19 protein-coding genes, 1 pseudogene and 1 riboswitch are annotated in these 24,202 nt (G+C 63.3%); of the genes and pseudogenes, 9 read left to right on the top strand and 11 right to left on the bottom strand.

The genetic code is table 11. From position 1 onward, the window contains the following. Positions 1-645, bottom strand: coding sequence for a thiamine diphosphokinase (locus ACWGTI_RS07125; RefSeq protein WP_454586402.1), 645 nt, complete (start codon positions 643-645; stop codon positions 1-3). Positions 646-874: 229 nt separating this feature from the next. Further along, a riboswitch (TPP riboswitch) is annotated at positions 875-989 on the top strand. A gap of 43 nt (positions 990-1,032) precedes the next feature. Here ACWGTI_RS07125 and thiB point away from each other — a divergent pair. From thiB to ACWGTI_RS07105, 4 genes are all read left to right on the top strand, one after another. After that, positions 1,033-2,040: a thiamine ABC transporter substrate binding subunit gene (gene thiB / locus ACWGTI_RS07120; protein ID WP_454586401.1), complete on the top strand. Its 1,008-nt coding sequence runs from the start codon at positions 1,033-1,035 to the stop codon at positions 2,038-2,040. Between the two features lie 240 nt (positions 2,041-2,280). Beyond that, positions 2,281-3,888: a thiamine/thiamine pyrophosphate ABC transporter permease gene (gene thiP, locus ACWGTI_RS07115; protein ID WP_454586400.1), complete on the top strand. Its 1,608-nt coding sequence runs from the start codon at positions 2,281-2,283 to the stop codon at positions 3,886-3,888. An 8-nt stretch (positions 3,889-3,896) separates the two neighbouring features. Beyond that, the gene (thiQ, locus tag ACWGTI_RS07110) at positions 3,897-4,649 is read left to right on the top strand and encodes a thiamine ABC transporter ATP-binding protein (RefSeq protein WP_454586493.1); all 753 of its coding nucleotides are present in this window, start codon (positions 3,897-3,899) and stop codon (positions 4,647-4,649) included. 336 nt (positions 4,650-4,985) lie between these two features. Next, on the top strand, positions 4,986-6,392 hold the full coding sequence (locus ACWGTI_RS07105; protein ID WP_454586492.1) for a M48 family metalloprotease: 1,407 nt from the start codon (positions 4,986-4,988) through the stop codon (positions 6,390-6,392). A 62-nt stretch (positions 6,393-6,454) separates the two neighbouring features. Here ACWGTI_RS07105 and ACWGTI_RS07100 read toward each other — a convergent pair whose 3' ends face one another. Beyond that, a complete protein-coding gene (locus ACWGTI_RS07100) occupies positions 6,455-8,815 on the bottom strand; it encodes a caspase family protein (protein ID WP_454586399.1) in 2,361 nt (786 codons plus the stop codon). Between the two features lie 163 nt (positions 8,816-8,978). Continuing rightward, positions 8,979-9,842 carry an RNA polymerase factor sigma-32 gene (locus tag ACWGTI_RS07095; protein WP_454586398.1) on the bottom strand — a complete coding sequence of 288 codons (864 nt, stop codon included), beginning with the start codon at positions 9,840-9,842 and terminating at the stop codon, positions 8,979-8,981. A gap of 400 nt (positions 9,843-10,242) precedes the next feature. On the opposite strand from ACWGTI_RS07095, the gene ACWGTI_RS07090 reads away from it, so the two are divergent. The 3 genes and pseudogenes from ACWGTI_RS07090 (at position 10,243) to ACWGTI_RS07080 (ending at position 12,595) form a co-directional block, all read left to right on the top strand. Beyond that, positions 10,243-11,016, top strand: a complete 774-nt coding sequence (locus ACWGTI_RS07090) for an amino acid ABC transporter substrate-binding protein (RefSeq protein ID WP_454586397.1) — start codon at positions 10,243-10,245, stop codon at positions 11,014-11,016. A gap of 141 nt (positions 11,017-11,157) precedes the next feature. After that, positions 11,158-11,838 carry an amino acid ABC transporter permease gene (locus ACWGTI_RS07085; RefSeq protein ID WP_454586396.1) on the top strand — a complete coding sequence of 227 codons (681 nt, stop codon included), beginning with the start codon at positions 11,158-11,160 and terminating at the stop codon, positions 11,836-11,838. After that, positions 11,835-12,595: pseudogene (locus tag ACWGTI_RS07080) on the top strand (amino acid ABC transporter ATP-binding protein). The gene ACWGTI_RS07085 and the pseudogene ACWGTI_RS07080 overlap by 4 nt, the downstream one beginning before the upstream one ends. A 178-nt stretch (positions 12,596-12,773) precedes the next feature. Here the strand turns inward: ACWGTI_RS07080 and ACWGTI_RS07075 are convergent. From ACWGTI_RS07075 to ACWGTI_RS07055, 5 genes are all read right to left on the bottom strand, one after another. Next, positions 12,774-13,355 (bottom strand): CarD family transcriptional regulator, encoded by a 582-nt coding sequence (locus ACWGTI_RS07075; RefSeq protein ID WP_006327799.1) that lies wholly within the window; start codon positions 13,353-13,355, stop codon positions 12,774-12,776. Positions 13,356-13,726: 371 nt separating this feature from the next. Continuing rightward, entirely contained in the window at positions 13,727-14,065 is a 339-nt protein-coding gene (fdxA, locus tag ACWGTI_RS07070; RefSeq protein ID WP_027031582.1) for a ferredoxin FdxA, read from the bottom strand. A 150-nt stretch (positions 14,066-14,215) separates the two neighbouring features. Then, positions 14,216-14,602 (bottom strand): RNA-binding S4 domain-containing protein, encoded by a 387-nt coding sequence (locus ACWGTI_RS07065; protein ID WP_454586395.1) that lies wholly within the window; start codon positions 14,600-14,602, stop codon positions 14,216-14,218. A gap of 15 nt (positions 14,603-14,617) precedes the next feature. Next, positions 14,618-18,100: a helicase-related protein gene (locus ACWGTI_RS07060; protein WP_454586394.1), complete on the bottom strand. Its 3,483-nt coding sequence runs from the start codon at positions 18,098-18,100 to the stop codon at positions 14,618-14,620. Positions 18,101-18,750: 650 nt separating this feature from the next. Continuing rightward, entirely contained in the window at positions 18,751-19,335 is a 585-nt protein-coding gene (locus ACWGTI_RS07055) for a TetR/AcrR family transcriptional regulator (RefSeq protein ID WP_454586393.1), read from the bottom strand. Positions 19,336-19,417: 82 nt separating this feature from the next. On the opposite strand from ACWGTI_RS07055, the gene ACWGTI_RS07050 reads away from it, so the two are divergent. Then, entirely contained in the window at positions 19,418-20,656 is a 1,239-nt protein-coding gene (locus tag ACWGTI_RS07050) for an FAD-dependent oxidoreductase (RefSeq protein WP_454586392.1), read from the top strand. Between the two features lie 77 nt (positions 20,657-20,733). Here the strand turns inward: ACWGTI_RS07050 and phbB are convergent, their stop codons facing one another. Together phbB and ACWGTI_RS07040 are read right to left on the bottom strand one after the other, a co-directional pair. Next, positions 20,734-21,459, bottom strand: coding sequence for an acetoacetyl-CoA reductase (phbB, locus tag ACWGTI_RS07045; protein ID WP_454586391.1), 726 nt, complete (start codon positions 21,457-21,459; stop codon positions 20,734-20,736). A 106-nt stretch (positions 21,460-21,565) separates the two neighbouring features. Further along, complete coding sequence (locus ACWGTI_RS07040; protein ID WP_454573023.1) at positions 21,566-22,750, bottom strand: acetyl-CoA C-acetyltransferase; 1,185 nt, start codon at positions 22,748-22,750, stop codon at positions 21,566-21,568. A gap of 302 nt (positions 22,751-23,052) precedes the next feature. Between ACWGTI_RS07040 and phaR the strand changes: the two genes are divergently transcribed. Next, on the top strand, positions 23,053-23,667 hold the full coding sequence (phaR, locus tag ACWGTI_RS07035) for a polyhydroxyalkanoate synthesis repressor PhaR (protein WP_454586390.1): 615 nt from the start codon (positions 23,053-23,055) through the stop codon (positions 23,665-23,667). A gap of 75 nt (positions 23,668-23,742) precedes the next feature. Here the strand turns inward: phaR and ACWGTI_RS07030 are convergent, their stop codons facing one another. Beyond that, the gene (locus ACWGTI_RS07030; RefSeq protein ID WP_454586389.1) at positions 23,743-24,162 is read right to left on the bottom strand and encodes a rhodanese-like domain-containing protein; all 420 of its coding nucleotides are present in this window, start codon (positions 24,160-24,162) and stop codon (positions 23,743-23,745) included. Between the last annotated feature and the right edge of the window lie 40 nt (positions 24,163-24,202).

Below are 24,202 nucleotides of genomic sequence, written 5' to 3'. Positions count from 1 at the left end.
TCAGCTTTCAGGCAAGGGATAGGGATGGGCGAGCAGCAGCGCGCGGCCATGGCCAAGCGCGATTTCGAGGTTGCCTTTGACCTCATTGGAGATGGTCAGCGACGAGCCGAAGGCGACCTCGACATGGTCGAGCGGCCATTTGGCACCGGAAACGGTGAGGCCCGAGAGATCGGAAAAGCCAAGCACGGAAAACAGCGTGCCGTCGTCATAGTCGAAGCCGGCCTTGCCCGGCAAAAGGGGGACGCCTTCTTGCGCGCCACTGGTCAACAGCACTTTTGTGCCTGCCTCGGCCAGCCGCAGGCTGAGCGCAAGGTGCAGGTATGCATGGTCGGCGCGCTTGCCGCCGAAAGCGCCGGCCAGCACCAGGCTGGTGGCGCCGCGTTCCAATGCGGCGGCGATGGCCAGTTCGCCGTCGGTCTTGTCCTTTTCGGGCGGAAATACCTGCCGTGGCACTGCGGCGAGATCGGCCGGCAGGTCCGCCGGCACGGAATCGAAGTCGCCGACCCAAAGCTCCGGCATCAGGCCGAGCAGGCGGGCATGGCCGATGCCGGCGTCCGCGGCGATGATGCGCGTGCCTTCGACCTGGCGGTCGAGCCGCGGCGTGCGGATGAGATCGCCGCCAAGCAGGATGGTGAATGTGCTCATATCCGGTGGCCCTTACCAGCCCCGCCGGTGAAACGGAAGGCCGAGCCCTTCCGCCGCCAGATCAGGATGACGTTTGGTTGAATCGTCATCCTGATCCAGATCCTTTTTTGGAGCATGATCTTTTTTGAGAAAACCGGTTCCCACTCTTTGCGGTCGCTGACCTTCGGTTCGGGATCATGCTCGAGCAAACTTCCGCTTGCGTGGCACCTTGGCCGGGCCTATGTGTCGAAACGCTCTAACGGGGTGCCGGACGCGATCTTCGCGGACCGGCTGAGAGGCAGTCTCGCCAACCCGCTGAACCTGATCCGGTTTGTACCGGCGGAGGGATTAGACGCTTCGGACAGCCCGACGCCTCAATTCCTTTCAACACGAACGAAGGAGGCGCCGATGCGCATGTTCTTGTCCCGTCTTGTCCCAGCCCTGGGCCTTGCTGTTTCGCTTCTGGCTGCGCCAGCTTCCGCGCAGGAAAAACTCACCGTCTACACCTATGAGAGTTTCACCGCCGACTGGGGGCCGGGCCCTGCGGTCAAGAAGGAGTTCGAGGCCGAATGCGGCTGCACCCTCGACTTCGTCTCGGTCGCCGACGGCGTCGCGCTGCTCAACCGCGTCAAGCTCGAAGGCGCCTCGACCAAGGCCGATATCGTGCTCGGCCTCGACACCAACCTGACCGCCGAAGCCAAGGCCTCCGGGTTGTTTGTCCCGCATGGGCCAGTGGCCGAAAACAACGTGCCGGGCGGCTGGAGCGACGATACTTTCGTTCCCTACGACTATGGCTATTTCGCCGTCGTCTACGACACCGAAAAGCTGAAGAACCCGCCGAAGAGCCTGAAGGAATTGGTCGAGGGCGCCGCTGCCGACAAGATCGTCATCCAGGATCCGCGGACTTCGACGCCGGGCCTCGGCCTGCTGCTGTGGGTCAAATCGGTCTATGGCGACAAGGCGCCGGAGGCATGGGCGAAGCTCAAGCCGAAAGTGCTGACGGTGACGCCGGGCTGGAGCGAGGCCTACGGCCTGTTCACCAAGGGCGAGGCGCCGATGGTGCTGTCCTACACGACGTCGCCGGCCTACCACATGGTGGCCGAGAACACCGAGCGCTATCAGGCGGCGTCTTTCGAGGAAGGCGAGTATCTGCAGATCGAGGTCGCCGGCATCACCACCACGGGTGAGAAGAACCCGCTGGCGGCAAGGTTTCTCGCCTTTATGACCGGGCCGAAATTCCAGGATGTCATTCCGGAGACCAACTGGATGTTCCCGGCGGGGAAGACCGACAAGCCGCTCAACCCGGCGTTCGACAGGCTGGTCAAACCGACCAAGACTTTGCTGTTCAGCCCGGAAGAGGTCGCGGCCAACCGCAAGGCCTGGGTCGATGAATGGCTGGCGGTGATGAGCAAATAGGGCTTCGGGATGGCGCTTGAGCACCCCCCTCTGGCCTGCCGGCCATCTCCCCCGCAAGGGGGGAGATCAAGCGCTCAATCGCTTTCGCCAATCTCCAGCACTGCAAAGGCGGCGAGAGGAGCGAAGCTGCTAATCTCCCCCCTTGCGGGGGAGATGGCCGGGAGGCCAGAGGGGGGTGGGCGGGAACTCGGCTTTCGCGAAATGTTTCCGCCAGCCTACCGCAATGTTGGCTAGCGCGACATGCGAACGCAACACTCCGCCGACCCCCGCAACGCAGCCGGCATCGTCGCGCTTGCGGCAATCGCGTTGCTGATCGGCGGCGCCTTCGCCGGGCTCATCCGCGAAGGCGCACATGACCTCGCAGGCGCTGCGTCCGCCTTCGATCTCTATCTCTTGCGGGTCGTCCGCTTCACGCTCTGGCAGGCAGTCCTCTCGACGCTGCTTTCCGTCGCGCCGGCGCTGTTCGTCGCGCGCGCTCTATCGCGGCACCCGCGCTTCCTTGGCCGCGGCTTCATGCTGCAGCTGTTCACCGTGCCGCTGGCACTGCCGGCCATCGTCGCGGCGCTGGGCATACTGGCGCTCTATGGCCGAGCCGGCTGTTTCGCCGCGATCGCCGGCCAAAGCTGGCCCGATATCTATGGCCTGTCCGGCATCCTCGTCGCGCATGTCTTCTTCAATCTGCCGCTGGCAACGCGGCTGTTCCTCGAAGCTCTGGGCACGGTGCCTGCCGATCAATGGCGGCTGGCAAGCCAACTCGGCATGGGGGCGAGGCCAGCCTTTCGGCTGATCGAATGGCCGGTGCTGCGGTCGGCTCTGCCTGCTGTCGCCGGGCTTGTCTTCATGCTTTGCATCACCTCCTTCACCATCGTCCTCATCCTCGGCGGCGGGCCGGCGGCGACGACGCTGGAGGTCGCCATCTACCAGGCGCTGCGTTTCGACTTCGATCCGGCGCGGGCTGTGACGCTGACAGTGCTGCAGATTGCGCTGACCTTTGCCGTCGTGCTGGCACTGACGCGGCTTGGGGCCAATGTGACCGGCGACGCCAACCTGCCGGTGGCGCCACGCCGCTATCTCTCGGCCGGCCCGATCGAAACGGCGCTCAACACGGCGTTGATCGTGCTTGCCTTGCTGTTCGTCGCCGGGCCGATGGCGGCAACCGTGGCATCAGGCCTTGGCGCCGATCTCAGCCGGCTGGCCGGCGAGAGCGCGGTGCGCCAGGCGACGTTGACCAGCGCCGGTCTCGGCCTGCTGGCGGCATTGCTTTCGGTGGCGCTGTCGCTGTCGCTGATCATGGCGCGCCGGGCGCTGTCGCTAAGCCGTCGCTCCGGCGCGCGTTCGTTGCTCGAGCACGCGGCGGACACCGGCGCCGGTTTTGTCCTCGTCGTGCCGCCCATCGTCATCGGCGCCGGCTGGTTCCTCTTGCTGCGCACGTTCAGCGACGTCTTTGCCATCGCGCCCGTCATGGTCATCGTCGTCAATGCGGTGATGGCAATGCCTTTTGCCATCCGTGCGATGCGTCCGGCCTATGATGCAGCGAGTGAACGCCACGAAAAGCTGTGCGCACAGCTCGGCATTTCCGGCTGGAACCGGCTACGCTTGGTCGATTGGCCGTCGCTACGGCGGCCGCTGGCCACCGGCTTTGCCTTCGCCATGGCGCTGTCGCTCGGGGACCTTGGCGTCATCGCGCTGTTCGGCAGCGATTCGGTGCAGACCTTGCCCTATCTCCTGCTGGCGCGCATGGGCAGCTACCGCACGGCCGACGCCGCCGGACTGGCTTTGCTGCTCGGGTCGGTCTGCCTGGCTCTGGTGGTCGCCGCGGACTGGTTGGGACGAGGAGAAAGATCGTGACTTCCGCCATGGAAAAAGGCGCGGCCGTGCGGCTGGACCAGGTCGCGTTCAGCTATGGCGAGACGCCGTTCCTGTTCGATGTCGAATTCGCCGCGTCAAAGATCACCGCCATCATGGGGGCCAGCGGTTCGGGAAAGTCGACCCTGCTCAATCTGGTCGCCGGCTTCGAGACGCCGCAATCCGGCCGCGTGCTGATCGGCGGCGCCGATGTCGGCGCTTCCGCGCCGTCGGCACGGCCGGTGTCGATGGTGTTCCAGGAAAACAACCTTTTTGCCCATCTCTCTGTCGAGAAGAATGTCGGGCTCGGTCGCTCGCCGTCGCTTAATCTGACGCAAGCCGACCGCGCCGCAATCGCCGAGGCGCTTGAGCGTGTCGGCCTTGCCGGCAAGGAAAAGCGCCTGCCGCGCGAGCTCTCCGGCGGCGAACGGCAGCGCGTGGCGCTCGCCCGCGTGCTGGTGCGCGACCGGCCGGTGCTGCTGCTCGACGAGCCGTTCGCTTCGCTCGGACCCGCACTGCGCGACGACATGCTCGACCTGGTGGCCGGCCTCCATGCCGAGCGCGCGATGACCATGCTGTTCGTCACGCATCAGCCGGAAGACGCGCGCCGCATCGGGGGGGAGATGGTTTTTCTGGACAATGGCAGGGTTGCCGCAACGGGACTTGCCGCCGATTTTTTCGATGGCACTGGCCCTGAAGCGTTTCGACGCTATATCGGCGCGAGTTCGGGCGGTTCACGCGATGTTGCCCGGAAGCGGACATAATTTACGACCAAACCGGCTACAGGTGATGTGGCGCTTGCTTGCCATGGTCCGGTTGATGTGGCTAGGTCCGCCCAGTACTGGTCCGGCACGAGCCGTGATTTGCCCCCTACAGCGCCACATCCGTCTGGATGTGTAAAACGCTGTAGGTTTTTTGATTTGTGCAGGATGTGCCACCGAGAATTCGATTTTTCGCTGGCGCGGACCCTTGGGTCCAGGTCGTGCGCCGAGAGCTGAAGGGACGCCGTGCTGTCGACCGGCACTGACACTTTGAGACGCAGACCGCTGGTGCGCTTCCTCGCGCTGGCCGGCCTTGCTGTGGCGCTGGCCAGTTGCCAGATGTTCACGCCGCCCGAGGTGCAGGAATCCGGCTTTCAGCCTTCCGACAAGCCGATCACGGTCGACAATGTCGCCGCCAACAGCAAGCTCGCGGAGCTTGCGAAGGCGCAGCACCCGCGCATCCTCGCCACCTATGGCGGCGAATATTCCGATCCCAAGCTCGAGCGGATGGTGGCCAAGGTCGTCGGCAGCCTGACGGTGGTGTCGGCCAATCCGACCCAGACCTATCGCATCACCATCCTCAATTCGCCCAACGTCAACGCCTTCGCGTTGCCGGGCGGCTATCTCTACGTCACCCGCGGCCTGTTGGCGTTGGCCAATGATTCGGCCGAACTCGCCGCCGTGATCGCGCATGAGATGGGCCACGTCACCGCCAACCATGGCCTGCAGCGCCAGCAGCTCGAGGCCGAGGAAGGCCTGGCGACCAAGGTTGTTTCCGATGTGCTCGGCGACAGCCCGACCGCCAAGGCGGCATTGATCCGCGGCAAGTTGAGGCTGGCGCAGTTCTCGCGCAACCAGGAGCTGGAGGCCGACGCCATCGGCATCAAGTCGATCGGCGAGGCCGGCTACGATCCCTACGCCGCCGGCCGCTTCCTGCAGTCGATGTCGGCCTATACCGATTTCCGTTCGATATCGGGCGCCACCGATGCCAGCCTCGACTTCCTGGCGACGCACCCCAACACGCCGCAGCGTATCGATCTGGCGCAACGCCACGCCCGCCAGTTCGGTGCGCCCGGCGTCGGCACGCGCGACCGCGATTCCTTCCTGGCCGGCATCGACGGCCTGCTCTACGGCGACACGCCGGAAGAAGGCTATGTGCGCGGCCAGACCTTCCTGCATCCGGGCCTCGGCGTGTCGTTCACCGTGCCGGACGGTTTCATCATCGACAACACGGCGGCGGCAGTGACGGCAACGGGCCCCGGCGACATGGCGATCCGCTTCGACGGCGTATCGATCGACAAGAACCGCGCGCTGACCGACTATATCAGGAGTGGCTGGGTGGCCGGTCTTGACGAGACCAGCGTGCGCCAGGAGACGATCAACGGCAATGAGGCGGCGACCGCGCATGCCGGCGCCGATGGCTGGCAGTTCGACATTGCGGTGATCCGCGCCGGCGGCCAGGTCTACCGGCTTTTGACGGCGGCCCCCTCGGCCAGCACCACGCTCGATCCCGTGGCGCGCTCGGTCAGCGGTTCGTTCCGCATCCTGAGTGCGGCCGAGAAGGCGGTGCTGAAGCCGCTGCATATCCGTGTCGTCACGGTGCAGGCGGGGCAGACCATGGGCTCGCTCTCGGCGCAGATGGTCGGTGTCGACCGCAAGCTCGATCTGTTCAGGGTGCTCAATGCGATGTCGCCGGGCGCCTCCGTTTCGGCCGGGGACAAGGTCAAGATCGTTACGGACAAGTAGCAGCGCGGTTAGGTTCGATGGGGCCTGACCGTGCGATGTGCGGCTGCGGTCACCGCCACTCCTCAGAGGTTGCTGTCGGTGGCTGTATCGGTACTACTTTCGCCAACGGTGCCTTCGCTGGTGCTGCTGGTCGTGGTCTCACCACCACCAAAATTTGCAGAACCGCGCCCGGAACGATCACCGTTATTGCCGCTCCAGGCCGTCCGGCCGACGGGTTTGTCCGGGATTGCTGCGGCTGTCCGCTTGCCTGCCTTGGGGGTCTTCGGCCTTGGCGCAGGTATGGGAACGACCTTTATTTTCGTGATGATTTTCGGGGGCTGGACCTTACACGCCGGAACCGCCAAGGCGACCCGCTTCGGCGTGCTGAGAACACCCAGGGAATGCATCTCCTGCCGCTCGATTCCGGCTCTGAAGAAGGCGAGCGCCCGGTCCGGATCAGCTGGCACATCATTGCGGCCTTCCATGAAGATGGATGCAAGATCGTTCATGGCATCGATATGCCCCATCGCCGCCGATTTGAGCAGCAAGTCCAATCCCTTGGCGGCATCGCGCTGGACGCCGCGCCCATTGAACAGGGTGCGTCCCCACGCAGTCATGGCGTAGGGGTCACCCTTGTAGGATGCTTCCAAATAGAAGCGGTTGCCCTGTTCGGGATCCGCGGCCGTCCCTATTCCAGACGAGACGATGGAGCCGAGTGCGAAAACCGCGCGGACATATCCCCTGTCAGCGGCCTGCTGGATTGCCTGCCTGGCCTCATCGACCTTGCCCGAGGCCAGCAACGCCCGTCCGAGTTCGTAGCGGAAGCGGGCAATCTCCGGATACGCCTTCACCGCGGCCTGGCAGAGTTCAACCGCGCCGTCGCCAATCTCGTTCGCCAGCCGGCCCGGGACAACGCCTTGCAGGTCGAGAGGTTCGCCCGCCGCCCGATCGCAGGGATCGACCCTTGGCGACAGCTTCAGCGTCGCCTGCTTCGATGCGTTGTCGGCACGGATCTGAAAGCCTATCTCGACTGGCGTCGCGGAGCCGATCTGCGCCTCGTAGCGCAATTTGTCGACGTCGTCGGCGATCAGGCTCGATTGAGGCCACAGAATGCGGTCCGGCAGGGAAAGCGTCCCGGTTGCCGGATAGGTTGCAACCTTCAAGCTGATCGACGGATCCTTGGCCGGGAAATCCAGCTTGAGCGGAATTGGGCCGACGCCGACGGGAATTTCGATGTCGCGGTTTTCGATCGCTTCGGCGGCGTCGGCGATACGAATGCCGCGCTCAACCACCTGCTGCTTCTGCTCGGCCGCGAGTGAGGCCACGAGCTGCTTGCCCGCTGCGCCCGCGCCGTTTCTGATCCGCAACAGCAGAACGCCTTGGGATTCGCCGCCCCACTCGTTGTGCGTGGTGTAGGCCAGCGTATCCACCTGTTCCTGCCAACCCGTCAATTCGGGAGCGTCCATGCGCAGACGGGGCAGGTCCTTGCCCTCGATCCTTTCGCCCATGGCCAAGGGCTTGCCATCAAGCGTCAGCCGTCCGAGTGCCGGCAGGCTTTCGATGCTGACGCTGACAGCGCCCCCGTCGATGTCAACCGGTGCCGGCAGATCCAGCACCACTGGCCCGATGCCAGACGGCACGATTTTCTCCAGCACCGGCGGCAGCGCCGGGCGGTTGGCGCGGGGCATCAGAAAGACATCGTCGAGAAGAGAGGAATTTTCCCATGGAACCTGCTTGCCATCGGTTGCCTTGACCACGTCGCGGCGCACGGCGGCCATGACAGCCCGGATCTCCTGGTTCGGCGCCAGCGCACGACGAGAGAAGGCGGAGGAAAATGGGCTGAGATTGCCGCTCCCGTCATAGGCAAAGGCTCCCGGCTCGGTGGCAAAGGCGATCAGCGCGTTCTCAGACCCCTTCACCTGCGCCAATCCGCTACCGCTCGCGACGATCAACTGGTCGCGAAGCCAGTAGTTCTTGCGCGGAAAAGGATTGTTGCGGCAGGCGTCGAGGATGATCACCTGGATTTTCGATTTCGAGCGCAACTGCTGCAACATGTCATCGAGCTTGATTGCCTGAACTTCCACGTCGGCGGCATCCTTGAGCGTGGCGTCGACCGGGATGAGAAAGTTCTCGCCGCCGATCTGGAAGCCGTGGCCCGAATAATAGACCACGGCGAGATCAGCACCGTCGGCCGCCGCGAGATAGGTGCGGAAACGCTCCTCGAATTGAAGCTTGGTCAAATCCTTGGCGACGAAAACGTCGAAGCCGGCCGTCCGGAACGTGCTTGCGATGTCTCCGGCGTCCCTGTCCGGGTTCTTGAGCGCCGGAAGTTCCCGATATCCGGAATTGCCGATCACAAGAGCAACCCTTCGATCGGCGCTAGCCTCGAAAGTCGTCAGGGTCACAAGGATCAAAGCTGCAAGAAACACACAGAATCGCGACATGGAAAATCCTCATCCGCTATGATCTGGTAAACCCCAACAGACCCCCTTCAGCTCAGGAGGTCTGTTAAAGAATTCACAATCCGGGAATGAGGGGAAGGAAATCTGTGCGCTGATCTTATGTGCTGATTGGCAAATATCTTAATACTGCTGCCGACCAGGAACTTCAGGCGGCCTGCGTCTGAAACTCCGGGTTCTGCTTCACCAGCGCGACCTTCAGCTTTTCCATGGCGCGGGCCTCAATCTGGCGCACACGCTCCTTGGAAATGCCGAGCGTTTCGCCAAGCGCCTCCAGTGTCGCGCCGTCGTCGCTCAGCCGGCGTTCCTCGATGATCCTGAGTTCACGAGCATTGAGCGCGCCGAGCGCTGCCTTCAACCAGAGCAGGCGGCGTTCGAAATCGATGGTGTCGCTGGCGACTTCGTCCGGCAGCGGATCGTCCGAGACAAGGAAATCCATGCGCTCGGTGGTGCCGGTATCGTCGGCGAGCGGCGCGTTGAGCGAGGAGTCAGGTGCGGAAAGCCTGGAATCCATCATCGCCACATCGGCCTCGGAGACGCCGAGCGCTACCGAGACTTCGCGATAGAGCGTGGCGTTGGAGATCGGCTCGGCGCCATTGGCCAGCCGGGCGCGCAGACGCCGCAGGTTGAAGAACAGCGCCTTTTGTGCCGAAGAGGTGCCGCCACGCACGATGGACCAGTTGCGCAGGATGTAGTCCTGCATCGAGGCGCGGATCCACCAGGTCGCATAGGTCGAGAAGCGCACCTGGCGCTCCGGCTCAAAGCGCGCCGCCGCTTCCAGCAGCCCGACATGCCCTTCCTGGACCAGATCGCCGAGCGGCAGGCCGTAATGACGGAATTTCGAAGCCATCGAGATGACCAGCCGCATATGCGCGACGGTGATCTGGTGCAGCGCCTGCTGGTCCTGGTCTTCCTTCCAGCGCAAGGCGAGAACATGCTCCTCGTCGCGCTCGAGGTAAGGCGCCTTCATCGCCGCGCGGACCATGGTCCGTCCTGCCGTGTCTTCGATCATGCCGCGCTCCTGCTCCCGGACATTTTCGGACGGCCTGGAGGCCGCTATCCTGATCTGACGTAATTCCGGACGGAAAACCGGTTTCCCACTTTTCCTGGAATTGCTTTGGGTCTGGCGCAGCTGGGGTTCTTGAAATGGAAACGCAGCGCCCTACAACACGGCATGAACGTGCCACACCGGGGATTGGTTCCGCCGCCGATGGCGGTTGTTTTGTGCTGTTCGGGAGAGTGAGCCGACACTGCAAAGCGGGCCGATTGGCATGGATCAGATCTGCTTTGAGAATCTGATTTCTGGATCGGCATTTTTTTGAAATTTGGTTCCTTATTTTGCGGTGCTCTATCTGTCAGTTTCCGGCTCTCACAACACGCCGGACACCGGCCAAGGACGGGTTCACAGAAAAATGAAATGGCTCAATTCGCTCATCGTCGCCGGAACGCTGCAGGTTCTGGCCGTCACATCAGGCCATGCCGGCGCCAATCTCGACCAGATCAAGCAGGCCGGCACCATCAAGGTCGGCACCGAAGGCACCTACGCGCCCTTCACCTATCATGACGAATCCGGAGCATTGGTCGGCTTCGACGTCGAGGTCGCCAAGGCGATCGGCGACAAGCTTGGCGTGAAGGTCGAGTTCCTCGAAGGCAAATGGGACGGGTTGATCGCCGGCCTCGACGCCAACCGCTACGACGCTGTCATCAATGAGGTCGGCATTACCGACGCGCGCAAGGCGAAGTACGACTTCTCCGATCCCTACATCGCCTCCAAGGCGGTGCTGATCGTGCGCGGTGACAACACCGACATCAAGACCTTTGCCGACCTCAAGGGCAAGAAGTCGGCACAGTCGCTGACCTCGAATTTCGGCAAGCTCGCCGAGACCAACGGCGCCGAGCTCGTCGGCACCGACGGCTTCGACCAGTCGATCCAGCTGCTGCTCACCGGTCGTGCCGACGCAACCATCAACGACAGCCTGTCGTTCCTCGACTTCAAGAAGCACAAGCCTGACGCCAATGTGAAGATCGCCGCGCAGGAAGAAAACGCCGACTATTCCGGCGTCATCGTGCGCAAGGGCGATCCGGAACTGGTGGCTGCGATCAACAAGGCGCTGGCCGACATCAAGGCCGACGGCACCTACAAGAAGATCGCCGACACCTATTTCGGCCAGGACGTTTCGCAGTAACGAAGGTCTCCCGGCGGTCGCCGGCGGCAATGACACAACAGCGGCGGGCCGTCTTTGACGGCTCGCCGCTTTTCGCATGATATGAGAAGCACAATCGCACTCCCGGTCATGGCCGGCAGTCTGTGAGGGAAGGAGCCGTTCGTGCCGCACTGGCTGTGCCTGATGCTGGACTCGTTGCCGACGCTGCTGTGGGCGGCGTTGATCTTCACCGTACCGCTAACGCTGCTGTCGTTTGCGCTCGGCCTGTTCGTCGGGCTGGTTGTCGCCCTGGTGCGACTGTTCGGTCCGAAGCCTCTGGTCGCCGTGGTTCGCTTCTATGTCTGGATCTTTCGCGGCACGCCGCTTCTGGTGCAGCTGTTCCTGATCTTTTACGGCCTGCCCTCGGTCGGCATATTGCTCGATGCGTTTCCGGCGGCGCTGATCGGCTTCACCCTCAATATTGGCGCTTACAGTTCCGAAATCATCCGCGCCGTGATCGGCTCGGTGCCGAAAGGGCAGTGGGAGGCGGCCTATTCGATCGGCATGACCTGGAGCCAGGCGATGCGGCGCACCATCCTGCCGCAAGCCGGCCGGGTCGCGGTGCCGCCGCTGTCCAACACCTTCATCTCTCTGGTCAAGGATACCTCGCTGGCCGCCGCCATCACCGTGCCGGAGATGTTCCAGGCGGCGCAGCGCATCGTCGCCACCACCTATGAACCGCTGATCCTCTATGTCGAAGCGGCGATCCTTTATCTGGCAATGAGCTCGGTGCTATCGGCCTTGCAGACGCGGCTGGAGGAGCGGCTGAACCGCTATGGCGGCTTTCTGGAGGCGCGCTCATGATCGGCCTCACCGACATCGAAAAGCGCTTCGGCGACAATCTGGTGCTGAAAGGCGTGACGGTCACCATTGCCGAAGGCGGCGTCACCGCGCTGGTCGGCCCGTCCGGCGGGGGAAAAAGCACGTTGCTGCGCTGTATCAACCTCCTGGAGATCCCGACCTCCGGCACGGTGCGCATCGGCGACGAGACGCTGGAATTCCGACCGGGTATCAAGATCCTCAGCCGGGACATCCAGCGGCTGCGGCTGCAGACCGGCATGGTGTTCCAGAATTTCCAGCTGTTCCCGCATCGCACCGCAATCGAGAACGTCATGGAGGGCTGGTGACGGTGCTGAAATGGCCAACGGCCAAGGCGCGCGAGCGAGCGCTGGCGCTGCTGGAAAAGGTGGGGATGGTGCACAAGGCCGATGCATGGCCGGCGACGCTGTCGGGCGGCCAGCAGCAGCGTGTGGCGATTGCCCGCGCGCTTGCTCCGTCGCCAAAGGTGCTGCTGTGCGACGAGCCGACCTCGGCGCTCGATCCCGAACTGGCGCAGGAAGTGGTCGACGTGCTGGGAAAACTCGCCAGCGAAGGCACGACCATGGTGATGGCAACGCACGATCTCAGGCTTGCCTCCAAGATCGCGCAGGAGGTGGTGTTCCTCGACGCCGGCGTGGTTGTGGAGAAAGGCTCTGCGGCAAAGGTGTTCTCCACCCCCGAGCGGGAGCGGACGAAGCGTTTTATCGCCACGCTGAAGCAGGAAGCCGAGAAGGAAGCTTAGGCAGAGCTCCCTACCTCCCCCTTGTGGGGAGGTAGGACCGAAGGTCCGGGTGGGGGCAGGTGCCACGCACCCCCACCCCGCTGCTTCGCAGCGACCCTTCCCACAAGGGGGAGGGTAGGGTTCAAAACAAAAAACCCGGCCGAGGCCGGGTTTTTCATGAATTCGACTGCAAAAGCGATCAGGCAGCTTCTTCCTGCTCGGCTTCCTCATTGTCGGCCTTGGCGCCGCGCTTAGGGCCCTTGTTGAGGTTGACCTCGATCAGGCGCACAGCTTCGGTTTCCGACATGCGGTTGACCGCGGCGATCTCGCGGGCCATGCGGTCGAGCGCGGCCTCATAGAGTTGACGCTCGGAATAGGACTGCTCCGGCTGGTTGTCGGCGCGGTAGAGGTCGCGCACGACTTCCGAGATCGAGATCAGGTCGCCCGAATTGATCTTGGCATCATATTCCTGGGCGCGGCGCGACCACATGGTGCGCTTGACGCGGGCGCGGCCCTGCACGACCTTCAGCGCGCGCTCGACATAATCCTCTTCGGACAGCTTGCGCATGCCGATGGAGGTCGCCTTGGCGACCGGCACCTTCAGGCGCATCTTGTCCTTCTGGAAGTCGATGACGAACAGTTCCAGCTTGTGGCCCGCAACTTCCTGCTCGTCGATCGAGACGATCTGGCCGACGCCGTGCGCCGGATAGACGATGTACTCGCCGGTCTTGAAACCGTGACGTGCCGCGGTGGACTTCTTCTGCGGGGTGATCGTTGCCATTACGCCCTGAACTCCTTGTTGTGGCACCGGCGGCCTGCCGGTCCGAACGCGTGCGACCGGGGAAGCCGATCGTTAGCCGCACAACAGATGAACCCATCGGAAAAAGCCGGGACCGGCAAACCGCATACATAGCGACTGCCTGGCCCAGATTGCTCTGGTCCGATTGGGGATTTCACCTTTCAGTGATTTTGGGCGCTTGCGCCATAAATCGACGTTGTGTCACCGGCATGTTTCAGCTGATGTAGCACAAAAAGTAGGGAGAATCAAGGTTTTGCTGCAAACGCGAAGGCCGAGCAACATCGCCGCCTGTCAAGGCAGGTAATCTGTGATGCGCGTTACGCGGCGTTATGACGGCCAAGTCGGCCGTAGCATCAGTCGCCTTCGCCTGGCTCAGCGGAGAAATATTTCTCGAACTTGCCGGCCTCGCCGTCGAAGGTCTTGGCGTCTGCCGGAGGCTCCTTCTTGGCGGTGATGTTGGGCCATTTCTCGGCGTATTCGGTGTTGACCTGCAACCATTTATCGAGACCCGGCTCGGTGTCGGGCTTGATCGCATCGGCCGGGCATTCCGGTTCGCAGACGCCGCAGTCGATGCACTCGTCGGGATGTATGACGAGCATGTTTTCGCCTTCATAGAAACAGTCGACCGGACAGACCTCGATGCAGTCCATGTACTTGCATTTGATGCAGTTGTCGGTCACGACATAGGTCATTGGTCGGCTCCGGGACGTCCCGATTTTATCAGGCTTTTTTGGTGAGGTAACGCCTTTGCCTGCCGCTTGCAAGGGCGGCCATTGCCGGTGGGACCGGCGCTTCCGGAATGGAATTCCAGATCACCGGCACGGCGGAGACCGCAGATCCTCTCAGTCGTCCCCAAACAGCCGGTCGGTTTGCCTGCGCTCTTTCTTGGTCGGCCGGCCGCTGCCGGCCTCGCGCAACGCGGGAATGGCATCGGCGACAGCCTCGCCTTTGGGCGCAGGCGGCGGTGACAGATCCTCATAGAGCGTGCGCGCTTCCTCGGCGGGGCCGCGTCGCACACCGGTGCCGAGCACCTTCCAGACGGAGATGCGGCGCTCGAGCGTGATGGTCAAAACGTCGCCTGGTTTGACCAGATCCGATGCCTGCGCTGCTTTGTCGCTGTTAACGCGCACGCGTCCGGCGATCACCAGCTTGGCCGCCAGCGAGCGCGATTTTACCGCGCGCGAAAAGAACAGCCATTTGTCGATGCGCTGACGACCTTCAGCAACCATCGCAGCGCGCCGACCCTACTTCTTCAGCTGGTCGCGCAAGGCGGCGAGCTTGGCGAAGGGCGAATCCGGATCGAAGCGCATGGGACGCTCCTCGCGCGGCTTGGGCTGGAAGGCCGGCTTGCCCCCTTGCGGCCCGCCCTTGCCTTCCGGCCTGCTGCCTTTCCAATCGGGGCGGCCTTCGCGACGCTCGCCTTGCGGCTTGCCGTCGCGGCGCTGTTCGCCTTCGGCCTGCGGCTTGGGCTTGAACTTCGAACGGTCGAAGCGCGGCTTGGCAGCGCCGTCGCGCTGGTCGCGCCGGCCCTGATAGGCCGGCCGTTCGCCGGTTGCGGGCTGTCCGCCGGCAGCGTCGGCAGGCGCATCGGTGCGGGCAGCCTGGCCGTTGCGCGGACGATTGTCCCGGCGGTTTTCGTGCCGATGGCGTGGGCGCTGCTCAAAACGGCCCTGCCGCCACAGCAATATCGGCTTTGGTTCTTCAGCCTCTGGGGCAGGCGCAGCGTTTCCACCCTCCCCCTCGTGGGGAGGGTCGGCGCGCAGCGCCGGGGCGGGGGGAGCGCCGGCTTCGGCAGTATCTGCACCGTCGGCGTTGTCACCCCCACCCGCGTCGCTTCGCGACGCGACCTCCCCCATCGAGGGGGAGGTAGGGGCTCCGGCGCTTTCGCCGGCAGGTTCCTCAGTGAGAGCCTCCGCCGCAAGCCTAGTCTCTTCTCCAGCTTCGGCCGGAGCTTCTGGTGCCTCTTCTGCAACGGCTTCGGCTGCTGGCGCCGGCACGTCGTCCTTAACCTCAGCTGGAGTTTCCGGCTGAGCGTCTGCAACAGCCTCCGCTGCCACTTCGGCAACGGGCTCCTCAGCTGTAACCTTAGTGACGGCAGTCGCGTCCGGTTCAGAACCGTCGGCTGGCGTTTCGGCGACAGTGTCAGTTGCGGCGGCTTCCGCCGCCTTGGCCTGTTCGGCTTTTGCAGCTGCGTCCGCTGCCAGCTTGGCCGCCGCGGCTTCCCGCGCGGCATTGTCCTGCGCTTCCAGCCGCGCCTTCACATCCGCTGCCGGCTTTGGCTCGGCGCGGTAGCCGAGACCTTTCAGGATCTCTTCCATGTCGTCGGCGGTTGCGCCCAGGATCGACATCATCGGCGGCGTCACCATGAAGGACTGTCCGTCATAGGCGCCGTCCGGGCGCTGTCCGAGGCCGGGCTTCCAGTTGGTCGCCGGGCGGATCAGATCGGCCAGCCGTTCCAGAATGTCGATGCGCACGGCGCGGCGGCCGAGATTACGGTAGCCGGCGAGCTTGTAGAAAGTCTTGTCGAAAGCCGGGTCGATGACCACCGAGGTGCGGCCGGAGGCCAGCGCGTGCACGACGTCGCCGAAGCCGGGCTTGTCCTTGCCGTCGTTCTTCAGCGCCCACAAAAGCGTGATCAGTCCGGCGGGCGCGGGCTTGATCAGCGCCGGCACGAAGACGTGATAGGCACCGAAGCGCACGCCGAGCCGGCGCAAGGCGGCGCGTCCCTCCTGATCGAGGGACTTCATCTCCTCGGCGATGTCGCGGCGGTTGATAAGGCCGAAATGTTCGACGAGCTGGAAGGCGATGCCGCGGCCGATGCCGGTGATCTGCTCGGCATTCTTCAAGTCGACCAACGGCTTCAGCAGGGACTCGATCTGGAAATTGACGAAACGCTCTGCGCGCGCGGCGACCTTGTCGCGAGCGGGGCCGGTCAGCTGCTCGTCGGCCAAAAGCACAAGGCGCGGCTTCAGCGCGTCTTCGCCCGCAACCAGCGTGCCGATCGGTGCGCCGATCCAGCGCAGCGTGCCGTCGGAGCCGAGCGCGAGATCGCCATTGGCGCAGGCGCCGAAGCGTTCGGCGCGCGCCTCGAACTCGGCGGCCAGCGCTTTTTGCGCCGCCGTACGCACGGCCTTGGCGTCTTCGCCGCCAGCGCTCTGGTCGGCGGTGAAGCGGAACCCCTGCAACTCGCCGACATGATGGCCTTCGACAAGGACGGTTCCGGTAGGACTGATTTCGGCTTCAGGCATTGTATTTTCTCTAAGGCGCCGCATGAGGACGGAAGTCCTGCGGTCTACAAACCGTTTCGTCAACCGCTCATGCAGCGCATCCGACAATCTGTCTTCGATTTCGCGCGTCTTTTCCTGCCAGTGTGCCTGATCGGCCAGCCAGCCCGGCCGGTTGGACACGAATGTCCAGGTGCGGATCTGGGCAATGCGGTGCGACAGCGTATCGATATCGCCTTCGGTCGTGTCGGCCCTGCGCACCTGCTCGGCCATATAGTTCTCGTCGACATGGCCGTGTTTGGCGAGGTCCGTATAGATCGAGGCGATGAGGTCGGAATGCTGGGCCGGCGCGATCTTGCGGTAGTCAGGGAGAGCACAGGCCTCCCACAGCAGCGCCACGCGCTTGGCATTGGTGGCGAGCGCGCGGATGTCCTCGTCGCGGGAGAGATGTTCGAGCGCCTGCGCATCGACCGCCGGCAGCGCCCGTGTCAGGCCTTCGACCGGTGCGTTGGTCTCGATCGAGCGCTTCAGCGCATCGAGGCTGGCGAAATCGAAATGCGCGGTGCGCCATTGCAGCACCTTCACCGGATCGAATTCATGGCCTTCGATGCGCTTGACCAGGTCCTCGTCCAGCGGATCGACCTGGCCGGTGACGCCGAAGGTGCCATCGCGCAGATGCCGGCCGGCCCGGCCGGCAATCTGGCCGAGCTCGGCCGCCGTCAGATTGCGGTACTGGTAGCCGTCGAATTTGCGGTTCTGGGCAAAGGCGACATGGTCGAGATCGAGATTGAGACCCATGCCGATGGCGTCGGTGGCAACGAGATAGTCGACATCGCCCGCCTGGAACATTGCCACCTGGGCGTTGCGGGTGCGTGGACTGAGGGCGCCCAGCACGACGGCGGCGCCGCCCTGCTGGCGGCGGATCAGTTCGCCGATGGCATAGACCTCGTCGGCGGAGAAGGCGACGATCGCCGTGCGCCGGGGCAGCCGGGTCAGCTTCTTCGAGCCGGCATAGGCCAGGTGTGACAGCCTGGGACGCGTTACAACAGAGACGCCCTTCAACAGCCGTTGCAGGATGCCGTGCATGGTGGCCGCGCCAAGCAACAGCGTCTCCTGGCGGCCACGCAGGTGCAGGATGCGGTCGGTGAAGATGTGGCCGCGTTCGAGGTCACCGGCAAGCTGCACCTCGTCGATGGCGACGAAGGCAGCGTCGGTCTCGCGCGGCATGGCCTCGACGGTACAGACCGAATATTTCGCGCCGGGCGGCTGGATCTTTTCCTCGCCGGTGATCAGCGCCACTTTGTGGGCGCCGACCTTTTCGCAGACGCGGGCGTAGACCTCTCGCGCCAGAAGGCGGAGCGGCAGGCCGATGATGCCGCTCTCATGCGCCACCATGCGCTCGATGGCGAGATGGGTCTTGCCGGTATTGGTCGGCCCCAGCACGGCGGTCACGTCGCGGCCCGACAGGATCAGCGGCTCGGTGTGTTTCGGCTGGATGTTCATCGGCCCGGAAATGAGGCTTTCTGCATCGTGTTGTCGGGAGCGCGCCTCGCATGGCGCGTATGACAGCCGACACATAGGGATTTCGAGCGCGAAGCGAAAGCGGAATGTTCCGGCCGGCAGTTTTGGCGTCTCCTTCGAGGTCAGGATTCTCTTCCGATTAAAAAGTTGGAACGAGTCTGGAACGAATCGGCGACGAATCGGTGACTCCAGCTGGTTCAGCTTTTGTTCACGGCTACATGTGGATTTTGGCACTGGGATTCTCACCACATGCTGAATCTCTGAAACTGGCCCGATTCATGCAGGGCGAGCGTTCCCGTTGACCTTTGCCGGCGAAGCCTGGCCACGCTCCGATAGACCGCCGTCAAGGTTATGAAATTATTGACTTTTCCTAACCGAACTTAACCATTTGGCTGGCGGTTTGGGTCTTCGTCGTTAACGTTCCGGTCAAAGCCGGAACGAATCGGCGACAAATTAGCGATGTGGGGAACTTTCCCGTTTTGTTCACCCCAACATGTTGTGTTATCCACAGCTTGTCCACCGAGAATTCACCGCTTGTGAGGAGGGTTTCGCACAGAGGGGGACCGGAGCTGTTAATCTTTGCGTGCCGGAACAGCACAAGTGATCAGCTATAGCCGTCGGCTGGCGACCTTTCAGGTCGCCGCCGCTCCGGTGACGTAGCGCTGCAAGGTCGGGCCGATGCTGGCGATGATTTCATCATGCGACAGGGCAACGACCGGTGGAAGCTGCAGCAGATAGCGGCAGGTCGCCAGGCCAAGCAATTGGCTGGCGACAAGTCCGGCGCGGCGGCCGGCGTCGGCAGGGTCGCCGAACGCCGCAACGACCGGTCTCACTTGCGTAGCGAAGATCTCCCTAACTTTGTCGGCGGCGAATTCGTTCGATGCTGCTGAACGCAGCAGGATGACCATGCCGGTGGCGTTGACCGAACCTTCCCATGTTCGAAGGAAGCGTCGGATAATTGCATCACCGATCGAGCTTTCGTCGGTCACTTGGGTTGCCGGCAGTTGCAGGTCGAACAGCGCTGCCCTGGCGAACAGTTCATCCTTGCTGTGGAAGTAGCGGATCACCATTGCCGGATCGATCGACGCGCGTGCGGCGATGTCACGGATCGAGGCACCATCATAGCCATGCTCGGCGAAAAGCTGTCTGGCGGCGTCCAGGATTTGTGCGCGGGTACGGTCGGATTTGCTGGGTTTCTTAGGCTGATTCGTAATCATGAAAATTCATATGCCAACGACTGTTGACAAATTCAAGCGCTCAAACTAAAAGTCACCAATCGTTGACAAATGGAGCCAGAAAATGTTGCCCGATACCACCGAAGTCCTGATCATTGGCGCCGGCCCAACTGGCCTTGCGCTGTCAATTGCTTTGCATCAGGCAGGCGTCGACCATGTGCTGGTAGACCGTCTCGCCGAAGGCCTCAACACCTCACGCGCCGGCGTGATCCATGCGCAGACGCTGGAAACACTGAAGCCGCTCGGCGTCACCGGGCGCCTGGTCGAACTCGGGCTGAAGCTCGACAATTTTGCCATCCGCGACCGCGACCGGACGCTGGTCAATCTCAACTTCGCCGGTCTGCCCACAGCATACCCTTATGTGCTGATGATCCCGCAGAACCTGACCGAGAAGGTGTTGGCCGAACGAATCGCCGCACTGGGCGGCGCCATCCATCGCGGCGTCGAAGCGAAGGGGCTGACGCAGGACCAGGACGGTGTACGCGTTACCCTTGTCCAGAACGGCCGCGAAAGCACGATCGCGGCACGCTACGTCGTCGGTGGAGACGGTATGCACAGCGTGGTCCGCGACGCAGCGGGCATCGGCTTCGACGGTGAGGCCTATGACGGCTCCTTTGTTCTCGCAGACGTCCGCCTCGACTGGCCGCTCGGGCCGACGGAAGTCTCGCTGCTGTTCTCGCCGGCCGGGCTGGTTGTCGTGGCGCCACTGCCGGATGGGTCCTACCGCATCGTCGCGACCATGGATGAGGCGCCGGAGCGGCCTGGCATCGCCGACGTCCAGGCGCTGCTGGACAGCCGTGGCCCTTCCGCCAGCAAGGCGCGGGTTCTCGATCTAAGCTGGAGCACGCGCTTCCGCGTCCATCACCGCATCGCCAAATCCTATCGCAAGGGGAACCTGTTCGTGATGGGCGATGCCGCCCATGTGCACAGCCCGGCCGGCGGCCAAGGCATGAACACGGGCCTGATCGACGCCGTCGTGCTGGGAGAACTGCTCGGCGACGTGATCAACGGAATTCGTCCGGAGAGCGAGCTCGACCTCTATGAGACGCTTCGCCGGCCGGCGGCCAAGGAGGTGATTGAACTGGCGGGCAGGCTCACCGGCATGGCGCTGACGCGCACCCCGTTGAGGCGCTTCCTGCGTAACCTCGTGCTTGGCTTCGTCAACATCAACCCGATCGCCAAGCGCAGGATTTCGCTGAAGCTGTCAGGTCTCAGCCGGGCCGATATGGCGAGGCTGCCGACGCCGAAGCAGCCCGGCATGCGCAAGCCGTCGGCGAAGCGCGAGTTCAAGCTGGTCGCCTGAACCGATACACATCACGCTCAAAACAAAAGTACCGGCGAAGACGCCGGTACCTTTGCATTTGAGCCGTGCGATTTCGGTCAGACGAAGTACTGGCCGCCATTGGCGGTGATTGTCGAGCCGGTGATGAAACCGGCGTCCTCGGAGGCGAGGAAGACGACGCAACGCGCGATCTCTTCCGGTTCGCCGAGGCGGCCGACAGGGATCTGCGGGATGATGCGCTCGTTGAGCACTTTTTCATCGATGGCCTTGACCATCTCGGTTGCGATGTAGCCGGGGCAGATGACGTTGACGGTGATGCCGGCGCGGGCGCCTTCCTGGGCCAGCGCCTTGGAGAAGCCGATGTCGCCGGCCTTGGCGGCGGAATAGTTGACCTGCCCGGCCTGGCCCTTCTGCCCATTGATCGAGGAGATGGTTACGACGCGGCCGAACTTGCGGTCGCGCATGCCGCCCCACAGCGGATGCGTCATGTTGAAGACGCCGGAGAGGTTGGTGTCGATGACTTCCTTCCACTGCTCGCGCGTCAGCTTGTGGAACATGGCGTCGCGGGTGATGCCGGCATTGTTGACCAGCACCGAGACCGGGCCGAGATCGGCCTCGACCTGCTTGATCCCCGCGGCGCAGGAATCGTAGTCGGCGACCGACCATTTATAGGTCTTGATGCCGGTTTCGGCGGTGAATTTCTTCGCCGCCTCGTCATTGCCGGCATAGTTGGCGGCAACGGAATAGCCGGCGTTCTTCAAAGCGATCGAGATCGCCGCACCTATGCCGCGCGATCCGCCGGTGACGATTGCTGTTTTGGACATTGAGTTCCTCCTCCCTGGTGAATGGTCAATAGTGAATGGTGAATGGTCGAAGACGGGTGGCTATCCGTCATTCACCATTTGCCATTCACCATTCACTCTATTTTTCTCAAATCGCTTCCACACACAGCGCCACGCCCATGCCGCCGCCGATGCAGAGCGTGGCGAGGCCTTTCTTGGCGCCGCGGCGGCGCATCTCGAAAACCAGCGTGTTGAAGACGCGCGCGCCCGACGCGCCGATCGGATGGCCGATGGCGATCGCCCCGCCATTGACGTTGACGATGGACGTATCCCAGCCCATGCCCTTGTTGACGGCGCAGGCCTGTGCGGCGAAGGCCTCATTGGCCTCGACGAGGTCGAGATCCTTGACCGACCAGCCGGCCTTCTCCAGTGCCCGCTTCGAAGCGGGAATAGGTCCGGTACCCATGATCGCCGGATCGACGCCGGCGGTCGCCCAGGACGCGATGCGCACCAGCGGGGTGATGCCGCGCCGCGATGCCTCGGCCTCGGTCATCAGCAGGGCGCCGGCAGCGCCGTCATTGATGCCGGAAGCGTTGGCGGCGGTCACCGTGCCGTCCTTGTCGAAGGCTGGCTTAAGCTTGGTCATGGCGTCGATAGTGGCGCCGTGACGGATGTATTCGTCCTGATCGACAATGGTGTCACCTTTCCTGCCCTTGATGGTGACGGCGACGATCTCGTCGTTGAACTTGCCGGCCTTCTGCGCGGCCTCGGCCTTGTTCTGCGAAGCGAGCGCAAACTGGTCCTGGTCGTCGCGGGTGATCTGGAACTGGCGGGCGACGTTCTCGGCGGTGTTGCCCATGTGGTAGCCGTTGAAAGCGTCCCACAGGCCGTCCTTGATCATGGTGTCGATCATCTTGTAGTCGCCCATCTTCACGCCGGCGCGCAGGTGCTCGGCGTGCGGCGACAGCGACATCGATTCCTGGCCGCCGGCGATTATCACCTTGGCGTCGCCGGTGGCGATCTGCTGCATGCCGAGCGCGATGGCGCGCAGGCCCGAGCCGCAAACCTGGTTGAGGCCCCAGGCGGTGGTCTCCTTGGGCAGGCCGGCATTGATCGACGCCTGGCGGGCAGGGTTCTGGCCCTGTGCCGCCGTCAGCACCTGGCCGAGAATGACCTCATCGACTTCGCCCGGCTCGACACCGGCACGCGACAAAAGCTCCTTGATGACGACGGCGCCAAGCTCATGCGCCGGTGTGGCGGCGAAGGCGCCGTTGAAGGAGCCGACAGCGGTGCGTGCGGCGCTGGCGACGACGATTGAATTGGAAGCGGACATTTTTCTCTCCAGACTTCGAGGTGTCGTGTTCTTGGGTGTTGTTGGGACTTTTCTTGCCCGTTCCACACCCCAAGTCAAACCGGAAATGGGCATGCCGGCCATGCGCCGCAAGCAGGGCGCGAGCGGCCGGCGGGATCGCCTGGCCATTGCTGCGCAGCATATTTAGCCCGCCATGCAGCAATAAATGATGCCGCACTGCACAAAGCGCTTGGAATTATGAAGCTTTTGCGCATATCCTTAAAAATGGCGCAATCGTTACCGGCGGCTTACTCAGGCGCGCCGGTGTCCCCGGGAGGATGCTGATGGCCGCGAAAGACGACCCAATCATTATCAAGAAATATGCCAACCGCCGTCTCTACAACACCGGCACCAGCACCTATGTGACGCTCGAGGATCTGGCCGAGATGGTCAAGAAGGGCGAAGAGTTCACGGTCCAGGACGCCAAGACCGGTGACGACATCACCCATCCGGTGCTGACCCAGATCATCTTCGAACTGGAGAACAAGGATGGGCAGAACATGCTGCCGATCCCGTTCCTGCGCCAGCTGATCGCCTTCTACGGTGACCAGATGCAGATGATCGTGCCGAGCTTCCTCGAGCAGTCGATGATCGCCTTCTCCAAGGAACAGGAGCGTTTCCGCGAGCAGATGAAAGGCGCGATCGGCAAGTCGCCGCTCGACGTGATGAAGATCGCCACGCCGATCAAAGCGCTGGAAGAGCAGACGCGGCGCAACATGGAAATGTTCCAGAACGCCATGCGCCTGTTCACGCCGTTCCCGTCAGCCACCTCAAATGGCGCTGCGGGGGCTGCGCCCGAACCGGCCCGCAAGGAAGCGCCGGAAAAGAGTGGCGACGACCTTCAGGAATTGAAGGACCAGATCGCCGCCATGCAGCGCAAACTCGACACGATGTCGTAGAGCGCCAGTCGCCATCCCGTTGCTCGAAGGGGCGGACGGCAAGTGCTGCTTTACGCGCCGAGCTTGGCCTCGGGATCATGCTCGCAGGGTACCCGGCTCCTTGCCTGAGGCGAATGGAAGATCCTCGTCCTCCCAGCCGGTGATGCCGCCGATCATGATCTTCACCGGACGGCCGAGGCTGGCCAGCTTGAAGGCCGCCCGATCCGCGCCATTGCAATGGGGTCCCGCGCAATAGACGACGAACAGCGTCTGTTCGGGCCACTCCGCCATCCGCTCGGCCGCTATCTCGCGGTGCGGCAAATGCAGAGCGCCCGGTACATGGCGGAGCTCATAGGCTTCCGGCGAACCGACCACATGCAGAAGGACAAAGTCCTGCTCTCCGGCGCGCAGCGCAGCGGCGACGTCGGAACAGTCGGTCTCGACGGAAAGCCGGCGCAGGAAGTGGTCGCGGGCAATTTCCGGCGATGCTGCGGGAGTCTCTGTCACGTAGCTCATCTCTAATCTCCGTTGCTGATGCGACGGAGAGATAAAGCAC

The sequence above is a fragment of the Mesorhizobium sp. ArgA1 genome (genome assembly GCF_053714375.1).
Note: the sequence above shows the minus strand (reverse complement) of the source record. Positions and strands in the feature narration are given on the sequence as shown.